The 23,923-nt window shown below is 68.7% G+C and carries 25 protein-coding genes; 6 read left to right on the top strand and 19 right to left on the bottom strand.

Features of this window, described 5'->3' with window-relative positions; all coding sequences use genetic code 11:
• The first annotated feature begins 249 nt into the window (after window positions 1-249).
• Window positions 250-1,326, top strand: a complete 1,077-nt coding sequence (locus tag ACFVM3_RS07705) for a 3-deoxy-7-phosphoheptulonate synthase (RefSeq protein WP_378436592.1) — start codon at window positions 250-252, stop codon at window positions 1,324-1,326.
• Window positions 1,327-1,682: 356 nt separating this feature from the next.
• On the opposite strand, the gene ACFVM3_RS07700 is transcribed toward ACFVM3_RS07705, so the two are convergent.
• Both ACFVM3_RS07700 and ACFVM3_RS07695 read right to left on the bottom strand, forming a co-directional pair.
• A complete protein-coding gene (locus tag ACFVM3_RS07700; RefSeq protein ID WP_016332795.1) occupies window positions 1,683-2,168 on the bottom strand; it encodes a polyadenylate-specific 3'-exoribonuclease AS in 486 nt (161 codons plus the stop codon).
• A 20-nt stretch (window positions 2,169-2,188) separates the two neighbouring features.
• Window positions 2,189-2,950: a lysophospholipid acyltransferase family protein gene (locus ACFVM3_RS07695; protein ID WP_378436590.1), complete on the bottom strand. Its 762-nt coding sequence runs from the start codon at window positions 2,948-2,950 to the stop codon at window positions 2,189-2,191.
• 214 nt (window positions 2,951-3,164) lie between these two features.
• Between ACFVM3_RS07695 and ACFVM3_RS07690 the strand changes: the two genes are divergently transcribed.
• Genes ACFVM3_RS07690 through ACFVM3_RS07680 form a run of 3 tightly spaced genes read left to right on the top strand, consistent with a single transcriptional unit; the run spans window position 3,165 to window position 5,586 of the window.
• Window positions 3,165-3,935 carry an alpha/beta hydrolase gene (locus ACFVM3_RS07690; protein WP_378436588.1) on the top strand — a complete coding sequence of 257 codons (771 nt, stop codon included), beginning with the start codon at window positions 3,165-3,167 and terminating at the stop codon, window positions 3,933-3,935.
• Window positions 3,932-4,423: a hypothetical protein gene (locus tag ACFVM3_RS07685; protein WP_378436586.1), complete on the top strand. Its 492-nt coding sequence runs from the start codon at window positions 3,932-3,934 to the stop codon at window positions 4,421-4,423. Before ACFVM3_RS07690 ends, ACFVM3_RS07685 begins: the two co-directional genes overlap by 4 nt.
• Before the next feature lie 20 nt (window positions 4,424-4,443).
• The gene (locus tag ACFVM3_RS07680; protein ID WP_378436584.1) at window positions 4,444-5,586 is read left to right on the top strand and encodes a glutamate--cysteine ligase; all 1,143 of its coding nucleotides are present in this window, start codon (window positions 4,444-4,446) and stop codon (window positions 5,584-5,586) included.
• Here the strand turns inward: ACFVM3_RS07680 and ACFVM3_RS07675 are convergent.
• From ACFVM3_RS07675 to ACFVM3_RS07645, 7 genes are read right to left on the bottom strand one after another with little or no spacing between them, the layout of a single operon-like run.
• The gene (locus tag ACFVM3_RS07675; RefSeq protein WP_378436582.1) at window positions 5,583-6,446 is read right to left on the bottom strand and encodes an NUDIX domain-containing protein; all 864 of its coding nucleotides are present in this window, start codon (window positions 6,444-6,446) and stop codon (window positions 5,583-5,585) included. The two genes, ACFVM3_RS07680 and ACFVM3_RS07675, sit on opposite strands and share 4 nt — an antisense overlap.
• A gap of 4 nt (window positions 6,447-6,450) precedes the next feature.
• Complete coding sequence (locus tag ACFVM3_RS07670; protein WP_257489733.1) at window positions 6,451-7,410, bottom strand: ROK family protein; 960 nt, start codon at window positions 7,408-7,410, stop codon at window positions 6,451-6,453.
• Between the two features lie 16 nt (window positions 7,411-7,426).
• Window positions 7,427-7,846, bottom strand: coding sequence for a hypothetical protein (locus tag ACFVM3_RS07665; protein ID WP_378436580.1), 420 nt, complete (start codon window positions 7,844-7,846; stop codon window positions 7,427-7,429).
• Complete coding sequence (locus tag ACFVM3_RS07660) at window positions 7,843-8,985, bottom strand: ArsA family ATPase (protein ID WP_378436578.1); 1,143 nt, start codon at window positions 8,983-8,985, stop codon at window positions 7,843-7,845. The genes ACFVM3_RS07665 and ACFVM3_RS07660 overlap by 4 nt, the downstream gene beginning before the upstream one ends.
• Before the next feature lie 14 nt (window positions 8,986-8,999).
• Window positions 9,000-9,440 carry an SRPBCC family protein gene (locus ACFVM3_RS07655; protein WP_378436577.1) on the bottom strand — a complete coding sequence of 147 codons (441 nt, stop codon included), beginning with the start codon at window positions 9,438-9,440 and terminating at the stop codon, window positions 9,000-9,002.
• A gap of 27 nt (window positions 9,441-9,467) precedes the next feature.
• Window positions 9,468-10,256, bottom strand: coding sequence for a metallophosphoesterase (locus tag ACFVM3_RS07650; RefSeq protein WP_378436575.1), 789 nt, complete (start codon window positions 10,254-10,256; stop codon window positions 9,468-9,470).
• Window positions 10,257-10,264: 8 nt separating this feature from the next.
• Complete coding sequence (locus ACFVM3_RS07645) at window positions 10,265-10,675, bottom strand: polyketide cyclase / dehydrase and lipid transport (protein ID WP_378436573.1); 411 nt, start codon at window positions 10,673-10,675, stop codon at window positions 10,265-10,267.
• Between the two features lie 125 nt (window positions 10,676-10,800).
• On the opposite strand from ACFVM3_RS07645, the gene ACFVM3_RS07640 reads away from it, so the two are divergent.
• On the top strand, window positions 10,801-12,591 hold the full coding sequence (locus ACFVM3_RS07640) for a long-chain fatty acid--CoA ligase (RefSeq protein ID WP_126734872.1): 1,791 nt from the start codon (window positions 10,801-10,803) through the stop codon (window positions 12,589-12,591).
• Between the two features lie 322 nt (window positions 12,592-12,913).
• Here ACFVM3_RS07640 and ACFVM3_RS07635 read toward each other — a convergent pair whose 3' ends face one another.
• From ACFVM3_RS07635 to ACFVM3_RS07625, 3 genes are all read right to left on the bottom strand, one after another.
• Window positions 12,914-14,008: an FAD-dependent oxidoreductase gene (locus ACFVM3_RS07635; RefSeq protein WP_378436571.1), complete on the bottom strand. Its 1,095-nt coding sequence runs from the start codon at window positions 14,006-14,008 to the stop codon at window positions 12,914-12,916.
• Window positions 14,009-14,072: 64 nt separating this feature from the next.
• A complete protein-coding gene (locus tag ACFVM3_RS07630) occupies window positions 14,073-15,020 on the bottom strand; it encodes a ferritin-like domain-containing protein (RefSeq protein WP_378436569.1) in 948 nt (315 codons plus the stop codon).
• Between the two features lie 87 nt (window positions 15,021-15,107).
• Window positions 15,108-16,352, bottom strand: coding sequence for an aminotransferase class I/II-fold pyridoxal phosphate-dependent enzyme (locus ACFVM3_RS07625; protein WP_378436567.1), 1,245 nt, complete (start codon window positions 16,350-16,352; stop codon window positions 15,108-15,110).
• 177 nt (window positions 16,353-16,529) lie between these two features.
• Here ACFVM3_RS07625 and ACFVM3_RS07620 point away from each other — a divergent pair, with 177 nt between their 5' ends.
• Window positions 16,530-17,003, top strand: a complete 474-nt coding sequence (locus ACFVM3_RS07620) for a hypothetical protein (RefSeq protein WP_378436565.1) — start codon at window positions 16,530-16,532, stop codon at window positions 17,001-17,003.
• Here the strand turns inward: ACFVM3_RS07620 and ACFVM3_RS07615 are convergent, their stop codons facing one another.
• Genes ACFVM3_RS07615 through ACFVM3_RS07585 form a run of 7 tightly spaced genes read right to left on the bottom strand, consistent with a single transcriptional unit; the run spans window position 17,004 to window position 23,660 of the window.
• On the bottom strand, window positions 17,004-17,498 hold the full coding sequence (locus tag ACFVM3_RS07615) for a hypothetical protein (protein WP_378436564.1): 495 nt from the start codon (window positions 17,496-17,498) through the stop codon (window positions 17,004-17,006).
• Complete coding sequence (locus ACFVM3_RS07610) at window positions 17,495-17,983, bottom strand: hypothetical protein (RefSeq protein WP_378436562.1); 489 nt, start codon at window positions 17,981-17,983, stop codon at window positions 17,495-17,497. The genes ACFVM3_RS07615 and ACFVM3_RS07610 overlap by 4 nt, the downstream gene beginning before the upstream one ends.
• Window positions 17,983-19,218, bottom strand: coding sequence for an MCE family protein (locus ACFVM3_RS07605; protein ID WP_378436560.1), 1,236 nt, complete (start codon window positions 19,216-19,218; stop codon window positions 17,983-17,985). Before ACFVM3_RS07605 ends, ACFVM3_RS07610 begins: the two co-directional genes overlap by 1 nt.
• Window positions 19,215-20,420, bottom strand: coding sequence for an MCE family protein (locus tag ACFVM3_RS07600; RefSeq protein ID WP_378436558.1), 1,206 nt, complete (start codon window positions 20,418-20,420; stop codon window positions 19,215-19,217). Before ACFVM3_RS07600 ends, ACFVM3_RS07605 begins: the two co-directional genes overlap by 4 nt.
• Window positions 20,417-21,598, bottom strand: a complete 1,182-nt coding sequence (locus ACFVM3_RS07595) for an MCE family protein (protein WP_378436556.1) — start codon at window positions 21,596-21,598, stop codon at window positions 20,417-20,419. Before ACFVM3_RS07595 ends, ACFVM3_RS07600 begins: the two co-directional genes overlap by 4 nt.
• Window positions 21,595-22,626 carry an MCE family protein gene (locus ACFVM3_RS07590; RefSeq protein WP_378436555.1) on the bottom strand — a complete coding sequence of 344 codons (1,032 nt, stop codon included), beginning with the start codon at window positions 22,624-22,626 and terminating at the stop codon, window positions 21,595-21,597. Before ACFVM3_RS07590 ends, ACFVM3_RS07595 begins: the two co-directional genes overlap by 4 nt.
• Window positions 22,623-23,660 carry an MCE family protein gene (locus ACFVM3_RS07585; RefSeq protein ID WP_378436553.1) on the bottom strand — a complete coding sequence of 346 codons (1,038 nt, stop codon included), beginning with the start codon at window positions 23,658-23,660 and terminating at the stop codon, window positions 22,623-22,625. The genes ACFVM3_RS07590 and ACFVM3_RS07585 overlap by 4 nt, the downstream gene beginning before the upstream one ends.
• Between the last annotated feature and the right edge of the window lie 263 nt (window positions 23,661-23,923).

Genomic DNA, 23,923 nt, shown 5'->3' with positions numbered 1-23,923 from the left:
CAGTCACATGTCCCGCCGCCAGCGTAGCGGGAGTTCTCTGGATCGGTGCAGGGCGGACCACCTCGGGAATCGGTCCACGTCCGGGATGTGCTAGCTTGGCGCCGTGCAGCGCTATTTCTGGTTTACGAAGCCGGCCCCGGGTGGGCACGGCCGCGTGAACCTGCGCTGACGTCCACCCCGAGCCGGAATCACACCGGCTCGGCGAGTTCCCGCGGGTCGGTATCCCTTTCGAAAGGAACCAGACCCGCGATGTCTCCCTCCGCTGACACCCTGATCGCCCTCGACGGGCACCGCACGTCGGCCATCAACCCGCTGCTGTCGCCCGCGATGCTGCGGCACGAGCATCCGATGACGGCGGAAATCGCCGATACCGTCCTAGCCGGGCGGGCCTCGGCCGTCGACATCCTCGACGGCAGGGACGACCGCCTCCTCGTCGTCGTCGGGCCCTGCTCGGTGCACGACGCGGACGCCGCGCTCGACTACGCCCGCCGCCTCGCCGCCAAGGCCGAAGAACACCGCCGCGACCTGCACATCGTCATGCGGGTGTACTTCGAAAAGCCGCGGACCACGCTCGGCTGGAAGGGCCTGATCAACGACCCCGGCCTCGACGGCACGTACGAGGTCAACCACGGCCTGCGGATGGCGCGGAAACTGCTGCTCGACATCTCCGCGCTCGGCCTGCCGGTGGGCTGCGAGTTCCTCGACCCGATCACCCCGCAGTTCATCTCCGACACCGTGACCTGGGGTTCCATCGGCGCACGGACCGCGGCGAGCCAGGTGCACCGGCAGCTGTGCAGCGCGCTGTCGATGCCGGTCGGGATCAAGAACTCGACCGAGGGCGACGTCCAGGTCGCCGTCGACGCCACCCGCGCGGCCGGCGCCAGCCACGTCTTCGCGGGTATCAACCCCGACGGGCTCGCCGCGCTGATCACCACGGCGGGCAACGAGGACTGCCACGTGATCCTGCGCGGCAGCTCCGCGGGCCCGAACTACGACCCCGCGACGGTGGCCGACACGCTCGCGCGGCTGGCGAAGTCGGGGCTGCCGGAGCGCGTGATCATCGATGCGAGCCACGGCAACAGCGCGAAGGACCACGTGCGGCAGGCCGCGGTCGTCCGTGAACTCGCGGAGCGGATCGGCGCCGGTGAGCGGGGTATCGCCGGGCTGATGCTGGAGAGCTTCCTGGTGGAGGGACGGCAGGACCTGACGCTGGGTTCAGCCGCTTCGCTCACCTACGGGCAGTCGATCACGGACGCTTGCCTCGGCTGGGACACGACGGCCGAACTGCTGGACACCCTCGCCGAGGCGGTGGACTCACGCCGCTGAGAGCCTCTCGAACGCTAGGAACGGTCCTTTCCTGGCAAATTCTGCAAGGAAAGGACCGTTCATGGCATCGCGCGGGGGCGTCGAGGGGGTGGAGGCCTCGCGTCTTGGGCCGCGAAGGGAGCTTTCGTCGCATGCCACGCGGGGATGGCGTCCTTCGCGTCAGGCCCCTGCCGTAGCGAAGCAGACCGCGAGGCTGTGAAGGCCACCTTGAGGGACCCAGAGTCCCTCAAAGTTCCCCTCACGCGACCCGAACCGTCACTCCAGCCCCAGCAGCCACGCCAGTCCAAGTACATGAAGGCCCCCGTCCTTGCGCCTAGGTACAGGAAGGGGTCCTTCACGTACTTCAAGGCAAGGGCCTACCGGTGCCAGTAGGACTCGATGATCTGCCAACGCTGGTAGTTGTGCCGCGCGTCCGCCAGCGCGTCGTGCTGGTCGTCCGGCGCCGAGGGCAGCTTCGGCTTGCCCGCGTCCTCCCAGCGTTGCCGCAGGTCCCGCGTGAACCGCGGCAGCTGACGCGGCAGCGCGGGCATCGGCCCCCACAGCTGCGCCAGCGCGACGTGGTCGTACGCGGCGAACCAGGCCCACAGCTCGATCCCGCCGGGCGGCTTGCCGAAGAACTCGAGCAGGTCCGTGCGGATCTTCTCGCGGCTGCGCCACGCCGGGTCGGCGGGCGACGGGAGTTTCGGGAGCACGTTGTCGCGGACCCAGGGGCCTGCCTTGCCGGGATCGAAATCGGTCGAGACCGCGTAGAACTCGCGTCCTCTTTCGTCCACGACACCGATCGACACCAGATCGATGGTCACGCCGTCCTCAATGAATTCGGTGTCGTAGAAAAAGCGCACCGGAGAACCCTAGTGGGGGCTCAGCCGACCTTGGTGTCCGGGATACGGGCGACGTCCTTGGCGGACGGCTGCGCGGGCACCTTGGGGCGGAGCCCCGCCTCTTCGGCGGCGATCAGTTCCTTCGCCTTGGCGGCGTAGATGTCGACGTACTCCTGGCCGGAGAGCTCCATGAGCGCGTACATGATCTCGTCGGTGATGGACCGCTCGATGAAGCGGTCGCCGGCGAGGCCTTCGTAGCGCGAGAAGTCGAGCGGCTTGCCGAAGCGGATCTCGAGGCGTCGCGGCCACCACATCTTCGAGCCGATCGGGTTGACCTTGTCGGTGCCGATCATGGCGACCGGGACCACGACGCCGCCGGATTCGAGCGCGATCCGCGCGACGCCGGTCTTGCCCTTGTACAGGCGGCCGTCCGGGGAGCGGGTGCCTTCGGGGTAGATGCCGAGGAGGTGTCCCTCGCGGACCAGCCGGGTCGCGGTGTCGAGCGCGGCCTGCGCGGCGTTGCCGCCGGAGCGGTCGATCGGGAACTGGCCGACGCCGGTGAAGAACCACTTCTTCAGCAGGCCCTTGAAGCCTTTTTCGGTGAAGTACTCCGATTTGGCCGGGAAGGTCACCTTGCGCTTCACGCGCAGCGGCATGAAGAAGGAGTCGGCGACCGCGAGGTGGTTGCCCGCGAGGATCGCGCCGCCGTGCTCGGGGATGTTCTCCGCGCCGACGACTTTGGTGGGCCACAGCGCCTTGAGCAGTGGCCCGATAAACACGTGTTTCATGAGCCAGTACAGCACTGCGAAAACTCCTCCTAGCAGCTCAACCCCCGCGCCCGATGGTCAAGACTACGAATCACGCACCCCCGGCACAACGAAGTCCACCCGGTTACCCGCACCCAGCGACGGATCTCACATCCGGTCCGGCCCGATTCCGCCGGTGGCCGGGGGCCCACAAGCCGCTCCGGTCGTGCGAACATAGGAGACCTACCCAGCTCTCACGGAAGGCGATCGCATGGCCGTCCTCGCCGGCGCGGAACCGTTCGCTCACACCGGTTCGACCGAAGCAGGGTTCCTGCTGTGCCACGGATTCACCGGCACCCCCGCGAGCATGCGGCCCTGGGGAGACCATCTGGCCGAAGCCGGTTACACGGTGCGCTGCCCGCTCCTTCCGGGACACGGGACCCGGTGGCAGGACATGAACCGGACAGGCTGGGAGGACTGGTACGGCGCGGTCCGTGAAGAGCTGCTCGCCCTCCTCTCGACCTGCGAGACGGTGTTCGTCGCCGGGATGTCGATGGGCGGGACACTGACGCTGCGGCTGGCCGAGGAGTTCGGCGACCGGATCGCGGGCATCGTGCTGGTGAACCCGGCCATCCTGACGCTGCGCTGGGACGCCAAGCTGCTGCCCGTCCTGTCGAAGATCCTGCGGTCGGTGCCGGGAGTGGCGAACGACATCGCGAAGCCCGGTGAGACGGAGCTTGCCTACTCACGGACGCCCGTGCGCGCCGCGGCGAGCCTGGTGAAGCTGTGGAAGGTCACCCGCGCGGATCTGGGCAAGGTGACCCAGCCGGTGCTGCTGCTCCACTCGGCCGTCGACCACATCGTGGAGCCGGTCAACTCCCAGGTGATCCTGGACGAGATCGGCAGCGAGGACGTGACCGAGGTGGTGCTGGAGAACAGCTTCCACGTCGCCACCCAAGACCACGACGCGGGCCTGATCTTCACGCGTACGGTGGACTTCGCCCGGTCCGTGCGCCGGGCGGGACAGGTGGACGCCGGATGAGCAGAGGCAAGGACGGGCCGGAGGACGTCGACGCGACGTTCGCCGAGATCGTGGCCGACCTCCGTGCGGAGGGCGTCGGTCTGTTCCCGGACGAGGAACTGGAGAAACCGGCGGAAAAGCCCGCCGAGAAGACCCCGCGGCCCGAGCAGCCGGACGCCGAACCCGAGCCGGGCTGGCGAGGGGGCGGCACCAGCTGGGACAAGACCCTCTTCGAGGACGACCCCGCCGGGTCGAGCGACGACGAGGGCCATTTCGTGCCGCCCGAGCCGCCTCCCCTGCCGCGTCCGCGCAAGGGCGCGTTCATCGTCCTGCTGTTCTTCCTGCTCGGCCTGCTGCTCCTGATCGCGCCCAACCTGATCGGCATGGGCACCCGGCTCGGCACCCCGCTCGGCATCCTCGCCCTCGCGACCGCGATCGCCCTGCTCCTGCTGCGGGTGCGCCAGGGGCCGCCGCCCGGTGCGGATCCGCACAACGGCGCCCAGGTCTGATCTGCCGGACAATTCGGAAGATGAAGATCGACTTCACCCCCTCGCGCCGGTCGACGGTCGGCGCGGAATGGGAGCTCGCCCTCGTCGACCGGCGGACCGGTGAGCTCTCGTCGGTCGCGGAAGAGGTGCTCGACGCCGTCCGTCCCGGCGGCGAGGAGGAGCATCCGAAGATCAAGCAGGAGCTGCTGCTCAACACCATCGAGGTGATCAGCGGGATCTGCGACACGATCGCCGAGGTCAAAGCCGATCTGAACGACTCGCTGGACGTCGTGCATTCGGTGCTCGACCCGCTGGGCGTCGAACTGTTCTCGGCGGGGTCGCATCCGTTCTCGACGTGGTACCAGCAGAAGGTCACCGACAAGGAGCGTTACGCCAAGCTCATCGACCGGACCCAGTGGTGGGGACGGCAGATGCTGATCTACGGCGTCCACGTGCACGTCGGCGTCGACCACCGCGACAAGGTCCTGCCGATCCTGGACGCGCTGCTCAAGTACGCGCCGCATCTGCAAGCGCTTTCGGCGTCTTCCCCGTACTGGGGCGCCGAGGACACCGGGTACGCGTCGAACCGCGCGCTGATGTTCCAGCAGCTGCCGACGGCCGGGCTGCCGTTCCAGTTCCGGAAGTGGACCGAGCTGGAGAGCTACGTCGACGACATGTTCACCACGGGCGTGATCGACCACTTCTCCGAGATCCGCTGGGACATCCGGCCCGCCCCGCATTTCGGGACGATCGAGATGCGGGTGTGCGATGGGCTGCCGACGCTGGAGGAGGTCGGGGCGATCTCCGCGCTGACCCAATGCCTGGTCGACGACTTCAGCGCGCGCCTCGACGACGGCGAGATCCTGCCGACGCTGCCGCCGTGGCACGTCCAGGAGAACAAGTGGCGCGCGGCGCGCTACGGCGTCGACGCGATCGTCATCCTCGACGCGGCGGGCAACGAACGGATGGTCACCGACGACACCTACGACCTGCTGAACCGGCTGGAACCGGTCGCCCGGCGCCTGGACTGCGCCGACGAACTGCGGTCGGTGGAGACCATCCTGACCTGCGGGCCCAGCTACCTGCGGCAGCGCGCGGTGGCGAAGCAGTACAACGGCAGCCTCCGCGCCGTCGTCGCTTCGCTCATCGCGGAGATGCGGGACGGGAAGATCGCGCGTCCTTAGTCGAGGTGCCCCAGAAGAGTGCCGGGGCCGAAGGTCGTGGCGCCCAGTGCCTCCACGCGGGACCGCAGTTCACGATCGGCGGTCACCACGACGACGTGGTCGTCCGGACCGGCCGCCCGGGCCTCCCGCGCGACGGCGACGATCCGGGAGTCCCCGTCGGACTCCGCCTCGACGACCTCGACACCGGGCACCGGCGCGACTCCCCGCGCCTTGCCCTCGACGACCAGCACGACCTTCGGCCACCACGACCATTCGCCGCCACCGGGGAGCGCCGGATCGGCGAGCCCGGTTCCGGCCAGGGTCGCGAGCTTGTCCCGCAACCGTTCCGCGGCCCCACGCCGGTCACGCCACCAGCCGTCCGGCCGCGACCCGACGACGTTCGCGCCGTCGACCACCAGTACCAGCCCGCGATCCAAGTGTTCCCTCAATCCCGGCCACGCCGCCGCGAAATCCCGGTGCAGCCTGAAGTCCGCGACCTCGGCCGCCCGGACCCACCGCAGTTCCGCGCTCTCCGCACTCGTCACCCTGGCCGAAAGCGGGCCGATCGGCGCGGCCAGGACCGTGGTGTAGCGCCAGTTCCCGTGATCGACGTGCGACGCCGCCAGCGCGCGGACCCGGCCGGGCGGGATGTCCGCCTCCTCGTGCGCCTCCCGGGTGGCGGCCTCACGCGGGCTCTCCCCCGCCTCGACGGCGCCCCCAGGCAGCGCCCAGGTACGTCCATGATGGACCCACCAGGCCCGCCGCTGCAGCAGGACACCGCGCGCGGGATCGGACAACAGCAGCCCGGCGGCGCCGTTCAAACCCCAGTGAAGATGCCCGAAGTCGCATTTCACGAAGCCGTTGCCGTCTCGCCGGGTCACGGCTTCAGCCTGTCACACCGACCTGGGCGCCGGGAGCCTTCGCCGCGTCGACGGCGAGCGCGGCGGCACCGACGATCGCCGAATCGTCGCCGTGGTGCGCGGCCCGGATCCGCGCCAGCGGACGGTGCCCGGCGCCGGTGATCTTGTCCGCGTAGCGTTCGCGCGCCTCGTCGAGGAACAGCGGCGCCGATTCGGACACCCCGCCGCCGATCACGATGATCTCGGGATCGAAGACGTCGGCGACCAGGGCCAGGCCCTCGGCCAGCCATTTCGCCAGCTCGGTCATCGCGCGCTGGGCGATCGGGTCGCCGTCGCGGGCGGCACCGGCGACCCGGCGGCCGGTGACCGAGCCGGGATCTCCCCTGGTCTCGCGCGCGAGCACGGTCGAGCGGCCGGGATGCCGCGCGAGCAGTTCCACCGCCGTCGCGGCCAGCGCCGTCCCACTGCAGTACCGCTCCCAGCAGCCGTACTTCCCGCACGGGCAGGGCCTGCCGCCGGGGACGACGGTCAGATGCCCGAGTTCCGGCGCGACACCGTACGCGCCCCGGTAGATCTTGCCGTCGAGCAGCAGTCCCGCGCCGATGCCGGTGCCCAGTGCGATCAGCGCGGCGACATGAGCGCCACGGGCGGCCCCGAAGCGGTACTCGCCGACCGCGGCGGCGTTCACGTCGTGTTCCAGGGTCACCGGCAGGCCGACCCGCTTTTCGATGCGCTCGGCGACCGGCGCGGCACGCCAGGACAGATGCGGCGCGAACATCACCGTCCGGCGGTCCTTCGCGACGAACCCGGCGACCGCGAGGCCGACACCGGAGACGTCGTGCCGGTTGCGGAGATCTTCGACGACCCCGGCGATGGCGTCCTCGAGCGCGTCCTCCCCGCTGGGAGTCCCGACCCTGGCCGTGTCCATCAGCGAGCCGTGCTCGTCCACCACGCCGGCGCGCACACTCGTGCCCCCGACGTCCACCCCTACCGTCAGCAACTCAGTTCTCCCGGTCCGGCTGCCAAGCGTCGCGCCTGGTCACCGTGATGTGCTGGACCCGCGAAGCTCCCACCTGGACATCTTCGGCCGTGGGCTCCTTCCGCGCAGGCTGGAACCCCGGCATGTGCACGCCCGCCTCGGGTTCCCATCGATCGGCGAGCACCGCCCGCAGCAGCGCGACGAGCTGCGCGGCCTGCTCCATCAGGCGTGCCACGAACTCGGGCCGCTCCCCGCGGAACACCCCGACGATCGCGCACAGCGGGCACCAGCCGCCGGAATCGTGGTCGGTGCACCCGTGCCCGGCGGAGATCAGGCCCTCGAGCCACGGCGCGGCGTGCTCGACGACCAGCTCGACCAGGAGGCGGATCTCTTCGGCCAGGTCGAGCGGCCCCGATCCGGTGTTCTCGTTGTTCTCGCTCACCCGGGTCCCCGGTTCCCGGCCAGGCTCACGACCAGGCCGTGCGCGTCGGATTCCGCACCGGTGATCCGGCACGGGCGCAACATCTCCGGCAGCGCGATCAGCCGCCGGAAACCGTCCACGGTGACGGCGAGATCATCGTCCACTCTGGCCAGGTCCACTTCGGAGTCGCGGTGCAATGGCACCGCGATCCGCAGCTCGTAGCCGCTGTCCGATTCGGACACCCGCAACAGCGGGGTCACACCTTTTTCGTTTCCCGCCAGGGGATCCAGGCCCCGGTAGAGCTCGTACGCGATCTCCTGCAGCGCCTCGAGCCCCACCGGCTCGACCGCGCGATACTCGACAGGCTTCACCTGCCCGGGCCCGAAGCCCGCCTCGGCGAGTTCGGCGAGGACGGTGTTCTGCTGCGCGCGCCGGGTCCGCATCCAGGTGGCCGCCGCGCCGCGCCAGAACCCGGGCGCGGGCATCAGCCGGTTGACGATCAGGCCGTCGACCAGGATTCCGCGCAGGGCAAGGGAACTGAGCGTGCGGCGGGCTTCCGCGACGACGACGCGTTCCGGGGTCAGCACGAGCCGCACGGTCGTGGTGGCCGGATCGGTCAGCAGGGTGCGCAGCGACTCCAGATGCGCGCCGAGCCGCCGCACCGCGGTCGCCGTCCGCCGCGCGCCCGGTTTGAACATCCTCGACAAATAGCCGGAGACGGCTTCGGGCAACGCCAGCAGGCGCAGCGTTTCCGCGGTCGGTCCACAGTCGACGACGACCGTCTCCCAGGGACCGTGCTCGGCGAGGCGCTGCACTTCGGTGAGGGCGAGGAGTTCGTCCACACCAGGCACCACGGTGAGTTCTTCGGCGTCGAGCGAGTCGAGGCCCGCTCCCGCGAGCGCGGCCTGAAGTTCCTGCCGGAGTTCGCGCCAGGTGCTGTCGACGAGGCCGCGGGTGTCGATCTGGGCGGCATGGAGAAGGGTGTCCACTTCGGACGGTTCGCCGCCGAGCGCGCGGCCGAAGGCGTCACCGAGGGAATGCGCCGGGTCGGTCGAGACCACGAGCGTCTTCCTGCCCCGGCCCGCCAGTGCCGCCGCCGTCGCCGCGGCCAGCGTGGTCTTGCCGACACCCCCCTTGCCGGTGAACAGCAGGATCCGCATGCCTACCCTTCGACTCAGGATGCTTCAGCGCGCTTCTTGAGCTCCTTGAGCGCGGTGTCCATGACCATCTTCTCGGCCTTGCGGCGCAGCAGCCCGATCATCGGCAGCGCCAGCTCGACGGACAGCGTATACGTGACCTTGGTGCGGCCGGCGCCCAGCGCTTCGAGGGTGTAGCGGCCGTTCTGGGCCTTCTGCATCTGCCCCTTGACCAGGTGCCAGCTGACTCCGTTGCCGTCGGCGTCCCAGTCGTACTCGAGGGTGTAGACGTCCTTGATGGGCCCGGCGTCGAGGGTGAGTTTCACCTGCTTGGCGCGGCCGTTGTCGTCCTCGGCGAGGACCTCGGTCTCCCGGACGGCCTTGGCCCATTCCGGGTACGCGGGGAAGTCGGCGATGACGGCCATGACCCGCGCGGGCTCGGCGTCGACCTCGATGGACTGCGTGGACTGCTCGGCCATGCCCCGAACTCTAGCCGGGACCGACTGTCACCAGCGAAGCACGTAGGGCTGAGAGGTCTCTTTGAAGTGACCGACGTTACGGCATTCGGTCCTGCCGACCCTCGTCCGCGGGGTCAGCGGCTGGTGGACGTGCCCGAAGACCGACCAGCGCGGCCGCTGCTCGCGGATGAGGTCCACCAGCGCCGCCGAACCGATCTCGGACCGCCGCGCGATCACGTCGTAGGTCAGTTCCGGGATGGCGGGCGGGATGTGGCTGCACAGGACGTCCACCCTCTCCAGCCCGGCGACCGCGGCGTCGTACTCCTCGCGGGTGCGCAGGTACGGCCGCCAGAAGCCGTTGCGGCGCGGGACCACGTTCGGCGGGAGCAGCGCGCCGCCGATGAACCCGAAGCGCAGCCCGCCGAACTCGGCGACCTCGCCGTCGAGGACGGTGGTGCCGTCGCCGGCGAACTCGGGCCACAGCGACGGGTCGTCGACGTTGCCGGGGGTCGCGAACGTCGGAGCGGTCAAAGCGCCGAACAGGACGGCGTACTGGTCCTGGATCGCCTCGCCGACCGCGGCGGCGGGATCGGCCAAAGTGGCCCACAACGATCGCGAGAAGGCAACGGTCTCATCACGAGTGCCCTCACGCCGCAGCCGCGCGAACTCGCCGACCTTCTCGGCGCCGAACAGCGCGCCCATGATGCCCTTGTCGTGCTCGCGGTAGTCGACGAAGTCCAGCAGGTCGCCCAGCACGACCAGCGCGTCGGCGCCGTCGCCCGCGCGTTTGAGCGCGTCGGCGTTGCCGTGCACGTCCGACACCACGTGAACCCGCATGCTCTCCCCTACTCGGCCCGGGGACCGACCCCGGGCTCGCGCCCGTCCTCGAGGACCTCCTTGAGCCCGAGCGCGATCGCCTTGGCGGCACGGGCCCTGCGATCGAACTCCCGCCGCAGGTCACGGGGCTGGAGCACGCGCGGCGCCCCGTCCGGACCGGCGGGAGTGGCGCGCAGGAAGTAGTGCAGCAAAGTGCCGTCGAGCACCGGCTCGAGCCAGACCTCCATGGTACCGATCAAGGCACCGCGCACGGTCCAGCGCAATCCTTCGTCGCCGCGATCGGTGTAGACCTCCAGGACGAGGTCCGGCCAGTAACGTGACCAAGATCGCGGATCGGCGAACGCGGCGGCCACGGTGGAGGGCGGGACCACGAGGAAGGTCTCGTCGACGATGTCGAGAGCTGGCGGAGCCTGGTTCACAGCGGCAGAATGTCATGCCCTGGGTATGGCCGATTCGTCAGCATGGTCTTAAGGTGCACGGCACGCTAAGTTGACTGGCGGGTAACACCGGTCACACCACTTGCACGCGAACACGGAGGTTCCTCGTGCGCGAATACAGCGCCCCCGCCGCCACTCCGGTGAACGACGACGAAAATCTCGCCGACGTCGTCTGGGCGAACGCCGAGCGGTTCTCCGATGTGGTGAGTTTCCGCCGCCAGGTCGACGGTACCTGGTTGGACGTCACCGCCAAAGACTTCGCCGCCCAGGTTCTGGCCGTGGCCAAGGGAATGGCCGAGGCGGGCATCGCTCCGGGCGACCGGGTCGGGCTCATGTCCAAGACCCGCTACGAATGGACCCTGATCGATTTCGCGATCTGGGCCGCAGGCGCGGTCACCGTCCCGATCTACGACACGTCCTCGGCCGAGCAGGTCCACTGGATCCTCTCGGACTCGGCCGCGAAGGCCGTGTTCGTCGAGACCGACGAACACGTCGCCACGCTGGAGACCGTCAAGGGCCGTCTCGACGCCCTGGAGCACACCTGGCAGATCGAGGGAGGTGCCGTCGAGCGCCTCACCGAGCAGGGTGCCGGACTCAGCGACGACGACCTCCATGAGCGCCGCCGCACGGTGAAGGCCGGCGACCTGGCCACGATCGTGTACACCTCGGGCACGACCGGCCGCCCCAAGGGCGTCGAGCTGACCCACCGGAACCTCCTCGCCGAGATCCGCGCCGACATCGCCGCGTTCCCGCAGCTGATGGAGCAGGGCAACTCGCTGCTGGTGTTCCTGCCGCTCGCGCACGTCCTCGCCCGCGCCATCGCGGTGACCGCGCTCAGCGCGCGGGTGACCCTCGGGCACACCTCGGACGTCAAGAACCTGGTCGCCGACCTCGGCACCTTCCGGCCGACGTTCGTCGTCGCCGTGCCGCGGGTGTTCGAGAAGGTCTACAACGGCGCGAAGCAGAAGGCGCACGGTGACGGCAAGGGCAAGATCTTCGACGCCGCCGAAGCCACCGCCGTCGCGTACAGCCAGGCCCAGGACACCGGCGGCGCCGGGCTGGGCCTCAAGATCAAGCACGCGCTGTTCGACAAGCTGGTGTTCACCAAGCTGCGCGCGGCCCTCGGCGGCCGGTGCGTGGCCGCGGTGTCCGGCGGTGCCCCGCTCGGCGTGCGGCTCGCGCACTTCTTCCGCGGCATCGGCGTCCCGGTGTTCGAGGGCTACGGCCTGACCGAGACGTCCGCCGCCGCCTGTGTCGGCACCCAGGACGGATTCCGCGTCGGCACCGTGGGCCGCCCGGTCGCCGGCACCTCGGTGCGGATCGCCGAAGACGGCGAGATCCTGCTCAAGGGCGACGTCGTCTTCAGCGGCTACTTCAACAACCCCGAAGCGACCGCCGAAGCGCTCGAAGACGGCTGGTTCCACACCGGCGACCTCGGCGAGCTGGACCGGGACGGGTTCCTCAAGATCACCGGCCGCAAGAAGGAGATCATCGTGACCGCGGGCGGCAAGAACGTCGCCCCGTCCGGGCTCGAGGACACCATCAAGGCCAGCCCGCTGGTCAGCCAGGCGATGGTCGTCGGCGACCAGCGGCCGTTCATCGGCGCGCTGATCACCATCGACGAGGAGTACTTCCCGTCGTGGAAGTCGCAGCACGGCAAGCCCGCCGACGCCTCGGTGTCCGACCTGGCCGATGACGCCGAGCTGCGCGCCGAGATCCAGACGGCCGTCGATCAGGCCAACAGCGCGGTTTCGCAGGCCGAGGCGATCAAGAAGTTCACGATCCTCTCGAAGGACTTCACCGAGGCAGGCGGCGAGATCACGCCGAGCCTGAAGCTGAAGCGCAACATCGTGAACAAGAACTACGCGACCGACATCGAAGCCCTGTACAAGAAGTAGGCTCGTGAGTACATGAAGGCCCCCTTCCTTGCGCCTCAGTACAGGAAGGGGGCCTTCATGTACTGAGGCGACGTTGCGAAAGTGGCTTTCGCAACACCGGGCCGGGCCGAGGTGGCGTCTAGGCGGACAAAGTGGCTGAAGGACGCTTTCACCGCATGTCATGCAGGAAAAGCGCCCTTCACCACGCACAGAAGAGGGCTTTCGCAACGCCTCTGACGATCATCCATTGTGGACAAAGCTGTCCCGAAGGTCACCTTTATGACGTTGAGTGTCCTGAAGGTGCCCTTCAGGACACTCGCCTGCCCGGGCGGCGAAGCGTCTTTCAGCCGATCTTCGCGTCCCACTCGATGTGGTGCCGGTACAGCCAGTTCCGGTCCCGGTCGGACGTCGTCCCCGACGATACCGCCGCACTGCCGGCCACCAGCTCCTCCACCCGCGCCCGCCTCAGCCGTTCGTAGGCCGCGAAAGCCGTTGGCGCGTCGGGAAGATCCCGCAAGCACTGCGCCAGTACGACACTGTCCTCCAACGCCATCGACGCGCCCTGCCCCGCGGCGGGCGAGGCCGCGTGCGCCGCGTCGCCCACGAGCACCATCGACTCGTTGAACCACACCGGCGTCGACGGGACGTCGTAGGAATGCCCACCGAAGACCTCGTCTCCGGTGGACTGGATGATTTCCGCGGCTGGCAACGGTTCCCCGTCGAAAGCGGCGAAAGCGGCCGAGCGCCATTCGGCGGGCGACAGGCCGGAGCGCACGCCTTCGGCCGTGGGAAGCCGCGCGAACCAGTACGTCGCGCCATCGGGCGTACTCGTGTAGCCGAAGAAGGCGTGCAAGCTCTGAATCATCCGATAGAGGGACGGTGCCTGCGGGATGCTCGTGTCGGTCGTGTAGCCGTAGACGACGTCGAGGCCCGTCGAGCGCGGCGGCGGGCAGTCCGGGTCGATGATGGTCCGGACGACCGAGCGAAGCCCGTCGGCACCGATCAGGATGTCGCCTTCGGCCACGGACCCGTCCTCGAAGCGAGCGACTCCCGGTGTGGCGGAAACCAGCCGTTTCCCGCGTTCGAAGGAGATCCCGCGCGAGATCGTTTCCTCTTGCAGCGCACGGTAAAGCGACGCTCGCGTCATCGTGCGCGGCCCGGCGAGCCCGTCGATGTCGAACGACCGCCGTTCGACGGTCCGCCCGTCCGGCGTCACGAGTTCCAGGCCCACCGCCTCGAAGGACTTGTCGATCACCGGCCCCTCGGCGCCGATCGCGCGCAGGGCGTCCATGCCGTTGTGCATGATCGTCAGGAACGCGCCCGCGTCCTCGCCGCCGGACGGGTACGCCTCGTGGACGCTCGCTTCGATCCCGGCCAGCCGCAACGCCATCGCGGTCACCGTGCCCGAGATGCCGCCGCCGATGATCACAGCCTTCACCGCTGCCCCCTGTCGTGTCGCCGTCACCCGACGGTACCGGGAAACGGCGACCCGGCAGAGGGATTCACGCACCGCCGCTGGCGACGATGTCGCCGTTGACCCCCTTGGGGAAGAACCCGCCCTCCTTCACCGGGCCGGGGTTCAGGTAGACGACGTTCAGCACCCGGTCGGCGCCGCGGCCGAAGCAGATGCCGTTGTCGTCGGTCGGCACGATGTTGGCCTGGTTGCCGAGCAGGATGCCCTGGTCGTCGTCGCCGGGACCGTCGAGGGCGTCGCGGGCGTTGGAGATCTTGGCCGCCGCGTCACCGAGGCCGCGGTCGAACAGCGAGGTCCGGATGGTGGCGGCGTGATAGGCCTCGGCGGCCAGGATGCCCGCGGCCGCGTCCAGGAACGTCTTGTTGGTGATCAGCGGCGCCGCGCCCTTGTAGGCCGTCACGCCGACGTCCTCGAACAGGAACGCCGCCAGCAGGAAGTTCTTCTCGTTGGCGAACGGGTCGAACTGCTGGTACTCGCCGATCAGCCCGGCCGCGCGAGCCGCGGCGGTGAAGCTGTCCTTGAGGTCGATCTCGGGCCGCGACACCGCGGCCTCGCCCAGCGCGCCGCGCAGGAACTCGACGTGCGCGACCTCGTCCCCGGCGATCTCCTTCGCGAACTGGTGCAGCGTCTTGTCGTGGAACATCACTTTCTTGCCGCCGACGACGCCACCCTGGGCGCCGACGCCGCCGGTGAGATCGTCCGGCAGCCCGCGGCCGTGGACGGCGAAGGAGTAGAACTCGGCTTCGAGGTACTCCAGGTTGAGCGCGAAGTTGAGCACGGCCGCGTCACTGGGGGCCTCCGCGGCGGCAGCGGCCTCACCCGTCGCCGAAGCGGACGAAGTGGCCTGCACCCCGAGATAGGTCGCGCCGACCACACCGAGCCCCGCCGCGCCGGCGGCCTTCAGGAACCGGCGGCGATCCGTGCGGTTCTCGGCGCTGCGCGAGATCAGGGTACGAACGAAGGGCTTTCCGAACACGAGTGGTTCCTCTCGTCTTTGCGGTGCACACCCACCCACTCGGACGTTCGGAACCACTCGTGATCCGGATTGGAGAAGATCTCGGAATTATTTCTTCGTCGCCGCGGCAAGGCGGACGCAGACGGCGAGACCGCGGATGGCCTCTTCGACTTCGGCCAGCTCAGGGTACGTCGGCGCGATGCGGATGACGGCGTCGTCGGGGTCGTCACCGTACGGGTGGGTCGCGCCGGCCGGGGTCAGGGCGATCCCCGCCTCCTTGGCCAGCCGCACGACCTCCTTGGCGGTCCCCGACGGCACGGTCAGCGAGATGAAGTACCCGCCGATCGGCTTGGTCCAGGACGCGAGGCCCGATTCGCCGAGTTCCTTGGTCAGGATCTCGTCGACGGCCGCGAACTTCGGCCCGATCAGCTCGGCGTGCTTGCGCATGTGCTCGCGGACGCCGTCCTCGTCACGCAGGAACAGCGCGTGGCGGAGCTGGTTGACCTTGTCCGGGCCGATGGTCCGCTTGCCGATGAGGCCGGTCCACCAGGCCAGGTTCGCCTCGGAGGCACCGAAGAAGCCGACGCCGCCACCCGCGTAAGTGACCTTCGAGGTGGAACCGAAGACGAACACGCGGTCGGCGTTGCCCGCCTCGGTGGCCAACGCGAGCAGGTCCGCCAGGTGCGCCTCTTCGTCGGTGAGGTGGTGCACGGCGTAGGCGTTGTCCCAGAAGATCCGGAAGTCCGGGGCGGCCGTGGTCATCGTCGCCAGACGGCGCACGGTGTCGTCGCTGTAGGTGACGCCGGTCGGGTTGCTGTACTTCGGCACGCACCAGATGCCCTTGACCGCGGCGTCCTCGGCGACGAGGCGCTCGACGACCTCCATGTCCGGGCCGGTCTCGGTGAGCGGCACCTGGATCAGCTCGATCCCGAAGCGCTCGGCCAGCGCGAAGTGGCGGTCGTAACCCGGCACGGGGCACAGGAATTTGACGCTCGGCTCGTCGGCCCAGCGGCGCTCGGCGCCGGGGAGCTTGCTGAGGAAGGCCTGCACGATCGAGTCGTGCATCAGCTCCAGGCTTGAGTTGCCCGCGGCCAGCAGCTGCTCGGCCGGGACCTGCAGCGGCCCGGCGAAGATGCGGCGGAGCTCGGGCAGGCCCTTGAGCCCGCCGTAGTTGCGGACGTCCGTGCCGTCTTCGGCCTTGCGCACGTCTCCGGGGAGGGCAAGCAGCCCGTCGGCGAGGTCCAGCTGACGAGGGGACGGCTTGCCGCGGGTGATGTCCAGGGAGAGGCCACGGTCGACGAGGGCCGCGTAGTCGCGGCGGGCGCTCTCGACATCGACAGGTGCAGTGGTCATGCCTAACGCTAAACCCGGGGACGGTCCGACGTGAGACGAGGGTGGCCCTAGGGCCGGCGCGCACAAGATCCGATAACGGTTCCGGCGTGTTTTTCAGCGATCCTAACGAGGCCAAATCCCCTATTGCCCCGTCACCTTTTCCCGCATTCTCGGCAGTACGAGGAAAAGGGGAGAGAAATGGGAGCGAGGAAATGGGCGGCGGTGACGCTGATGGCGGCGGGCGCGCTGGCCGCGTGCGCGGTACCGAATCAGGGAACGGCACTGCCCGCCGTCATGGTGGCCGCTCCGCCGAACACGATCGTGATCCAGCCACCCGCGGTCGCCGCTCCGCCGCGGACGGTCTATGTCACGCCCTCGGTTCCCGTGGTGCAAACGGTGATCGCCTTCTACGACGCGATCAACCGTCGTGATTTCCTCACCGCCTGGAATCTCGGCGGGCAACGGCTGGCGAAAGGCGGCGCTTATGCCTCCTGGGTCAGTGGATACGCGTCGACTTCCTGGGCCGACCTCACCGTGACGGGAGTGATCGGGAACACCGTGCACGTCCATCTTTCGGCTCGCCAGACCGACGGTTCGCTGCGTACTTTTTCCGGTTCCTACACCGTTTCCGGCGGCGCGATCACCGGCGCGAACATGAAACGCCTCTCCTGATCACAGCGGAGTCAGCTGCGAGATCTTCCATCGGCCGTCGACGCGGTGCGCGGTGACCGAAAGCTGCGAGACCGTCGACTGCGGCGCGCCGCCACCGGCGGTCATCGTCTGCTGGTCGAGGAACAGCAGCACCTCCGCCTGGTCGCCGCGCAGGGACCGGACACCCAGCGACCGGACCGTCGTCGTCCGCACGAGCTTCTGTTCCTCGGCCCGTTTCCGCGCCGAGGCGAACTGGTCCCGGTACTGCCCGGTCGCCTCGCCGGTCAGCACGTCGGCCGCGGCCCGCTCGGTGCGCGCGAGGTTGCTGTAGTCGTAGGAGAAGACGGCCTTCACCCCGGCTCCGACCTGGTCCGCGACCTCGGCCGTGGCGGCCTGGTCCACCAGTGCCGCGTTGCCGTCCGAGCCCAGCGAAGACGCCTCGATGCCGAACCACACCGCGCAGCCGGTCGCCAGCGCGATGATCGCGATCAGGATCCGCGGGACACGTCCGGTCATGATCCGGCCGCCTGGACCGCGCTGACCTTCCAGCCGCCCTCGACGCGCTGGTAGTCCACGGTCAGCCTGCTCACCTTGGGCGCGGCCGAGCCGCCACCAGTGCTGACCCGCACATCCAGCACGGCCATCAGCCGCGCCGTCCCGGCGGTCGCGTCGAGTTCGGTGACCGCGGCCTGCTTGAGCTTCGCGGTGGCGACGGTCTTGCTCGCGGTCGCCCGGTCGATCTGGATCTGCCGGTCGCCGGTGAGATCCTTGCCGAGCCGTCCCGTGGTGACGCCGAGCCAGCGGTCGACGTCCTGGGCGCCGCTGCGGTAGTCGATCGTGTTGAGCACTTCGAGCTGGCCGGACGCGGCGGACAGGACGGCTTCGCGTTCCCGTCCCCTCGCCAGGCCGTCGTCCTGGGCGGCGCTCCACCACGACCAGCCGAACCAGGCTGCCGCGAGGACCGCCAGCGCGGCGAAGACGGTGAGGGCGCGGGTGAGCACTACTTGCCGCCCAGCAACGCGCCCAGTCCGCCCGGCGCGGATCCGGTGAGCAGGCTCAGCACACCCGGCAGCTGAGCGGATTCCGCCGCCTGCGGGGTCTGCTTCGGCCGCTCGGGAACCGCGGGCGGCTTTCCCGCGTACGGGGCGTTCTGCGAGCCTCGTACGCCGGTGGGGCTTCCTGGCGGCTCGGCGCAATACGCCTGGGTGTTCACCGGCGCCTCGGTGGTGTCGTTGGCGGGACGTTGTTTCGTGCCCTCGTACCCCTTCGTGCACGAGACCGGGTCGAAGAAGTTGAACACCACGCCCAGGTGACCGGTGCCGTCCGGCGACGTCGAACGCGAGAACGCCGAGATGATCGGGTACGCGACGAGCAGTTCCTCGATCGCGTCGGTGCGGGCGGAAGTGATCTGGGCGGTCGTGAGCGTGTTCGCGAACAGCACGCCGAGGTCGATCCCGGAGACCGCGAGCACGTCGCTGATCTGGCGGCTCAGCTTCGGTGCCTCGTCGATCACGCGCCGCAGGTCCGGGTCGGACGTCTTCAGCTGCGCGGCGATCGTCTTGAGCCCGCTGGAGAACTGGGTGATGTTGTCCGCCTGCCGACGCTGGGTGTCCAGCACCGTCCGCGAGTTGGCGAGCAGGCCCTGGGTGTCGGGCAGGTACTGGGTCGCGGTCGCGGTGAGGGAACCGGTGCTGTTCAGCAGCTGACGCAGATCCGGGCCCGCGTTCGCGAAGGCCTCGTAGGTCTCGTCGACGACGGTCTTCAGCGATTCCGGTTTCACACTCGACACGAGTTTGTCCAAATTGGACAGGACAGTGTCCGGCGCGAGCGGGATCGAGGTCTTGTCCCGTTTGATGACCGACCCTTCGGCCAGGTACGGGCCGTTTTCGTGCATGGGCAGCAGATCGACGTACTGCTCCCCCACCGCCGACCGGTTCGCGACCGCGGCCTTGGTGTCCGCGGGGATCTTCGGCGCGCCCGAATCGATGTCGAGACCGAGGTCGATACCGTGTTCGGTGAGTGTCATCGACGCGACCTTGCCGACCGCGACACCGCGGTAGGAGACCTCGGCGTTGACGAAGATCCCGCCGGAGTCCACGAGCTGCGCGGTGACGAGGTAGCCGCGGGTGCCGAAGAGCCGGTCCAGCCCGGCGTACTTGCCGCCCGCGTAGACGACCGAAACCACCGCGATGACGATGAACACCGCCATCTTGATCTTGGTCTTGCGCGTGATCACCGGCCACCTCCCAGCAGCGGTCCGAGGATCCCGCCGAGCACGCCACCGAGCACGTCCCCTTGGGGCGTTTGAGGAGCCTGAGGGAGATCGCCGCCGGGCAGCGGCAGCACCGGCGGCGCGGCACCGTTGTTGAACGGGATCGCGCCGGGCGTGCCGGTGCCCTGGGTGCCGGGCAGCTGGATGATCGGCTGCGAGGAGTTGTTCATGTTCTCCAGGAACGTGTCCAGGTTCAGGTCGATCTTCGCTTCCACGTTCGCGTAGTCGCCCTTGATCACGTTGCCTGCGTAGTCCGGGAACGGGTATGTGAGCAGGATCCGCAGCGCCGTCGGCAGGTCCTGGCCCGCTTCGGTCAGCTTCTGCAACGTCGGCTGCAACGCGCGGAGATTCGCGACCAGCGTGTCCTTGCTCGCCTTGATGGTGTCGGTCGCGACCACGGACAGCGTGTTCAGCGACTGCAGCATGCCGACCAGCTGATCCCGTTGCTCGGTCACCACCTTGAGCCCCGGCGAGAGGTTGTCGAGCGCGTTCGTGAGGTTCTGCGTCTGGCCGACGAGGGTCTTGGACAGCTTGTCGAGACCGTCGATGGCCCGCAGGATCTCGCCCTTGTGCCCGTCGAGTTCGGTGGCCAGCTTGTCCACTTGGGACAGCAGGGAGCGGACCTCGGCCTCGTTGCCGGTGAGCGCTTCGTTGAGTTCGCGGCTGATCTTCTGGATCTGCTCGACACCGCCGCCGTTGAGCAGCAGGGAAAGCGCGCCGAGGACCTCCTCGACCTCGGGGTTGCGGTTCGTGCGGTCCAGCGGGATCTTCGCGCCCTCGGCGAGTGTTCCCTCGGGTTTCTCGGGGGCGTGCAGGTCGACGAACTTCTCGCCGAGCAGACTGGACTGCCGCAGCTCGGCACGCGCGTTCGCGGGCAGCGCGATGTCGCCGTTGACGACCATGCTGACCCACGCCGAACGCGTGTCCGGCGCGAGATCGATCTTCTCGACCCGCCCGACCGGGACGTCGTTGACCTTCACACTCGCCTGCGGCACGAGGTCGAGGACGTCGGAGAACTGCGCGGTGAGCCGGTACGGGTGGTCGCCGAGATCCGCACCGCCCGGCAAGGGCGTGTTGTACAGCCCCGAAAAACCACCGTCACTGCAGCCGGCCAGCACGAGGACGCCTGCCATGACTCCCGCGATCTTCTGCCGTTGCCGCTTCATTTCGGCAGCCCCTTCGTCATGACGTCGACGAGCGGGAGCGGCAGCGGTGGCAGTTCGCCGCTCTGCAACGAGGCCAGCACCTGCGGGACCGACGGGAGTTTCAGCGTTCCGTCGAGGACCGGCGCGAGCTGTTTGCAGATATTGCCCAGCGCGTCCGGGATCGGCTTCGGCGTACTCGCGCTGATCAGGCGGCACACCGTCAGGATCGGCGGATGCGTCAGCTCGTTCAGGTTGTCCCGCACCGCGATCGTGCCGGACGCAGCGTCGTAGGAGTTGATGAAGTTGGTCGCCCCGGTCGGCGCGATGTCGATCACCTCGGCGAGCGAGGCCCGCTGGTCCACGAGCACCTTGGTCAACCCGGCCAGCTTGTCCACATTGGACGAGAGAAGGCCCTTGTTCTCCGCGACGAACTTCTCCACGTCGCCCATCGCCGTCGCCAGGGAGTTCAGCGCGGCGCCCACGTCGGCGGAATCCGTGGCCAGGAAACCGCTGACGTCCGCGGCCCGGCGGTAGAACTCGTTGAGCTGCTTGTCGCTTTCGGCCAGCGCGCCGGTGAAGGAGTTCAGGTTCTGGATCGTGGTGAACAGGTCACCTTTGGAGCTGTCCAGGGTCTTGGCCAGTTCGGACAGCCGCGTCACCGTGGTATTGAGGTTCTTGCCGTTGCCGTCGAGGTTCGCGGCCGCGGTGTCGAGCACGTCGGACAGCGCGCCATCCTTGTTGGCGCCGTTGGGTCCCAGGCTGGTCGAGAGCTTGTCGAGACTCGTGTAGAGGTCGTCGAGTTCGGCGGGCGTCGCGGTCTTCTCCTTGGCGATCACCGTGTCGGAGGCCATTTCGGGGCCGCTCTCGTACGCCGGGGTCAGCTGGACGTACCGGTCGCTGACCAGGCTCGGCGCGACGACGACGGCTCCCGCGTCGGCCGGGATCGGCGTGTCGCCGTCGATCCGCATGTCGACCCGGACCGCCTCGCCCTGCGGCGTGACCCCGGTGATCTCCCCGACCTTCACCCCGAGCACCCGGACCGACGAACCCGCGTAGAGCCCGACGGTCTTCCCGAAGTAAGCACTGATCCGCGTCCCGCCTGGCTCCTTGAACACCAGCCACAGCCCGGCGGTCAGGAGTAGCACGAGGACACAGGCGAACGCGACCCAGTCGTAGACCGTGCGGGTGCGAGTGCTCATCGTCCGCCCACCCCCTGGTTCGGCGCCGCGATCGGCGGGGTGCAGCCCTCCGGGTTCACCTGGAACGCGCCCGCGATGATCGTCGGCGGCAGGAGCCCGCACAGGTAACCCTCGAACCAGCGCCCGTTGCCGGTGGCGTTGGCGCCGACGCGGGCGAACGGCGCCATCAGCGCGAGGCTGCGGCTGAGGTTGTCCTGGTTGCGCTGCAGGATGTCGGTGACCTTGCCGAGTTTCTCCAGTGTCGGCTTCAGCTGTTGCCGGTTGTCGGCGACGAGACCGGACAGCTGCGCCGAGACCTGTTGCGTGCCCTTGAGCAAGGTGCTGATCGCGTCCTTCCGGTTCTGCAGTTCGGCGAGCAGGAGATTGCCGTCGTCGAGGATCCGTTTCAGCTGGGCGTTGCGGTCGGACAGCGTCTTGGACACCTTGCTCGTGTTGGCCAGCAACGTCTTCAGGTCACCGTCGCGTGAGGACACCGTCTTGGACAAGGAGGACAGGCCGCTCAGCGCGTCCTTGAGGTACTGCGGACTGTCCTTGAGCGCGTCGGAAAGGACCGTGAAGCTCGTCGCCAGCTGGGCGGTGTCGATTTCGCCGACCGTGCCCGACAGCTCCTGGAACGCGTCCTGCAGCTCGAACGGAGTCCGCGTGCGGTCAAGTCCGATGGTGGTGTTCGGGTCCTGGTTCCCCTTGCCCTTCGGCGTGAGCGCGAGGAACTTCTCGCCCAGCAGTGTCTTGATCTCGATCGACGCGGCGGTCGCGTCGCCGATCCGGACATCCTTGACCCGGAACTTCACCAGCACCTTCTTGCCCGCCAGCTCCACCGAGCTGACCTGGCCGACCTTGACCCCCGCGACCTGCACCTCGTTGTCCGGCGCCAGCCCTGCGGACTCGCCGAAATACGCGGAGTACGTCGTACCGCTGCCGAACAACGGGATCCGGTCGGAGAAGTACGTCGTCGCGGTGACCAGCACGATCAGGATGAGCGTCACGCCGCCGACCACGGCCTGGTTGCGTTCCTTGAGCGGCTTCACGGCCCGCACCTCTCCGGTCGCTGCGTGCCGGGCAGCGGCGTGATCGGCAGTTCGATGTCGAGCGATTTGATGCCGATGCTGCCGGAGATCCCGCACAGGTAGTAGTTGAACCAGCTGCCGTAGCTCAGCGTCCTGGTGAACTTCTGCAGGTTGCCCGGCAGCACCTGCAGGAGATGGTCGAGCAGCTGTTCCGAATCGCCGAGATTCTGGGACAGCGCGCCGAGCTGCGCGACGTCCTCCTTGAGCGCGGGCCGCGCGTCGGCGAGCAGTCCGGTGGTGGCGACCGTGAGGTCGCCCAGCGCCTTGACCGCCTCCCCGATCGGTTTCCGCTGCTCGGCGAGCCCCGTGACCAGCCGCTGGGTCTGGTCGATCAGCTCGCCCAGCTCCGGAGAGCGTTTCTCGACCGTGCCGAGCACGGTGTTGAGGTTCGCGATGACGTCACCGATGATCTTGTCCTTGCCCGCGATGGCCGACGTGACCGACGCGGTGTGCGCGAGCAGGCTGGTGATCGTGCCGCCCTCGCCCTGGAAGACCTGGATGATCTCGTAGGAGAGTTTGTTGACGTCCTCGGGGTTCAGCGCGCGGAAGAGCGGTTTGAACCCGTTGAACAGCACGGTCAGGTTCAGCGCCGGTTTGGTGCGCTCGGGCGGGATGACCCCGCCGCGCGGCAACGACTTCTCGTCGCCGATGTCCGTGCCGAGCGAGAGATACCGCTGGCCGACCAGGTTGCGGTACTTGATCGTCGCGGTGACCGACGCGGGCAGCCGATGCGAGCTCTGGACGTCGAAATGGACCTGGGCGAAGTTCCTCTCGCCCTCCTCGATCTCGATCTTGCCGACCTGGCCGACCTTCACGCCGACGATGCGGACGTCGTCGCCCTCCTTGAGCCCGGACGCGTCGGTGAACTTGGCCGTGTAGCCGGAGGTGTCGCCGAAGTTGGTGTTCGCGATGGTCGCGCCGAGGACCGCGGTGAGCAGCACGGTCACCACGGCGAAGACGAGGATCTTGACCAGATCCGGGACGAAGGACCTCATCGGGCCGCCCTCCCATCCCGGGCGGCGAAGGACGCTTTCGCCGCATATGACGCGGTGAAAGCTCCCTTCACCGCGTCACATGCGGTGAAGGACGCTTTCAGCCCGGCCCGGTCTGATGTCCCCAATGTCGCATTGGAGACGCTGAGTGTCTCCAGTGCGACATTGGGGACCCTGCTGACTCCCGAACCGTCACCAGCACCCACCGCGCGCGTGTCGCGAAAGCCACTTTCGGGACACCAGACGTCCTGAAAGTGGCTTTCGCG

Source organism: Amycolatopsis sp. NPDC057786 (assembly GCF_042797905.1).
In the GTDB taxonomy this organism is placed as follows: domain Bacteria; phylum Actinomycetota; class Actinomycetes; order Mycobacteriales; family Pseudonocardiaceae; genus Amycolatopsis.
Note: the sequence above shows the minus strand (reverse complement) of the source record. Positions and strands in the feature narration are given on the sequence as shown.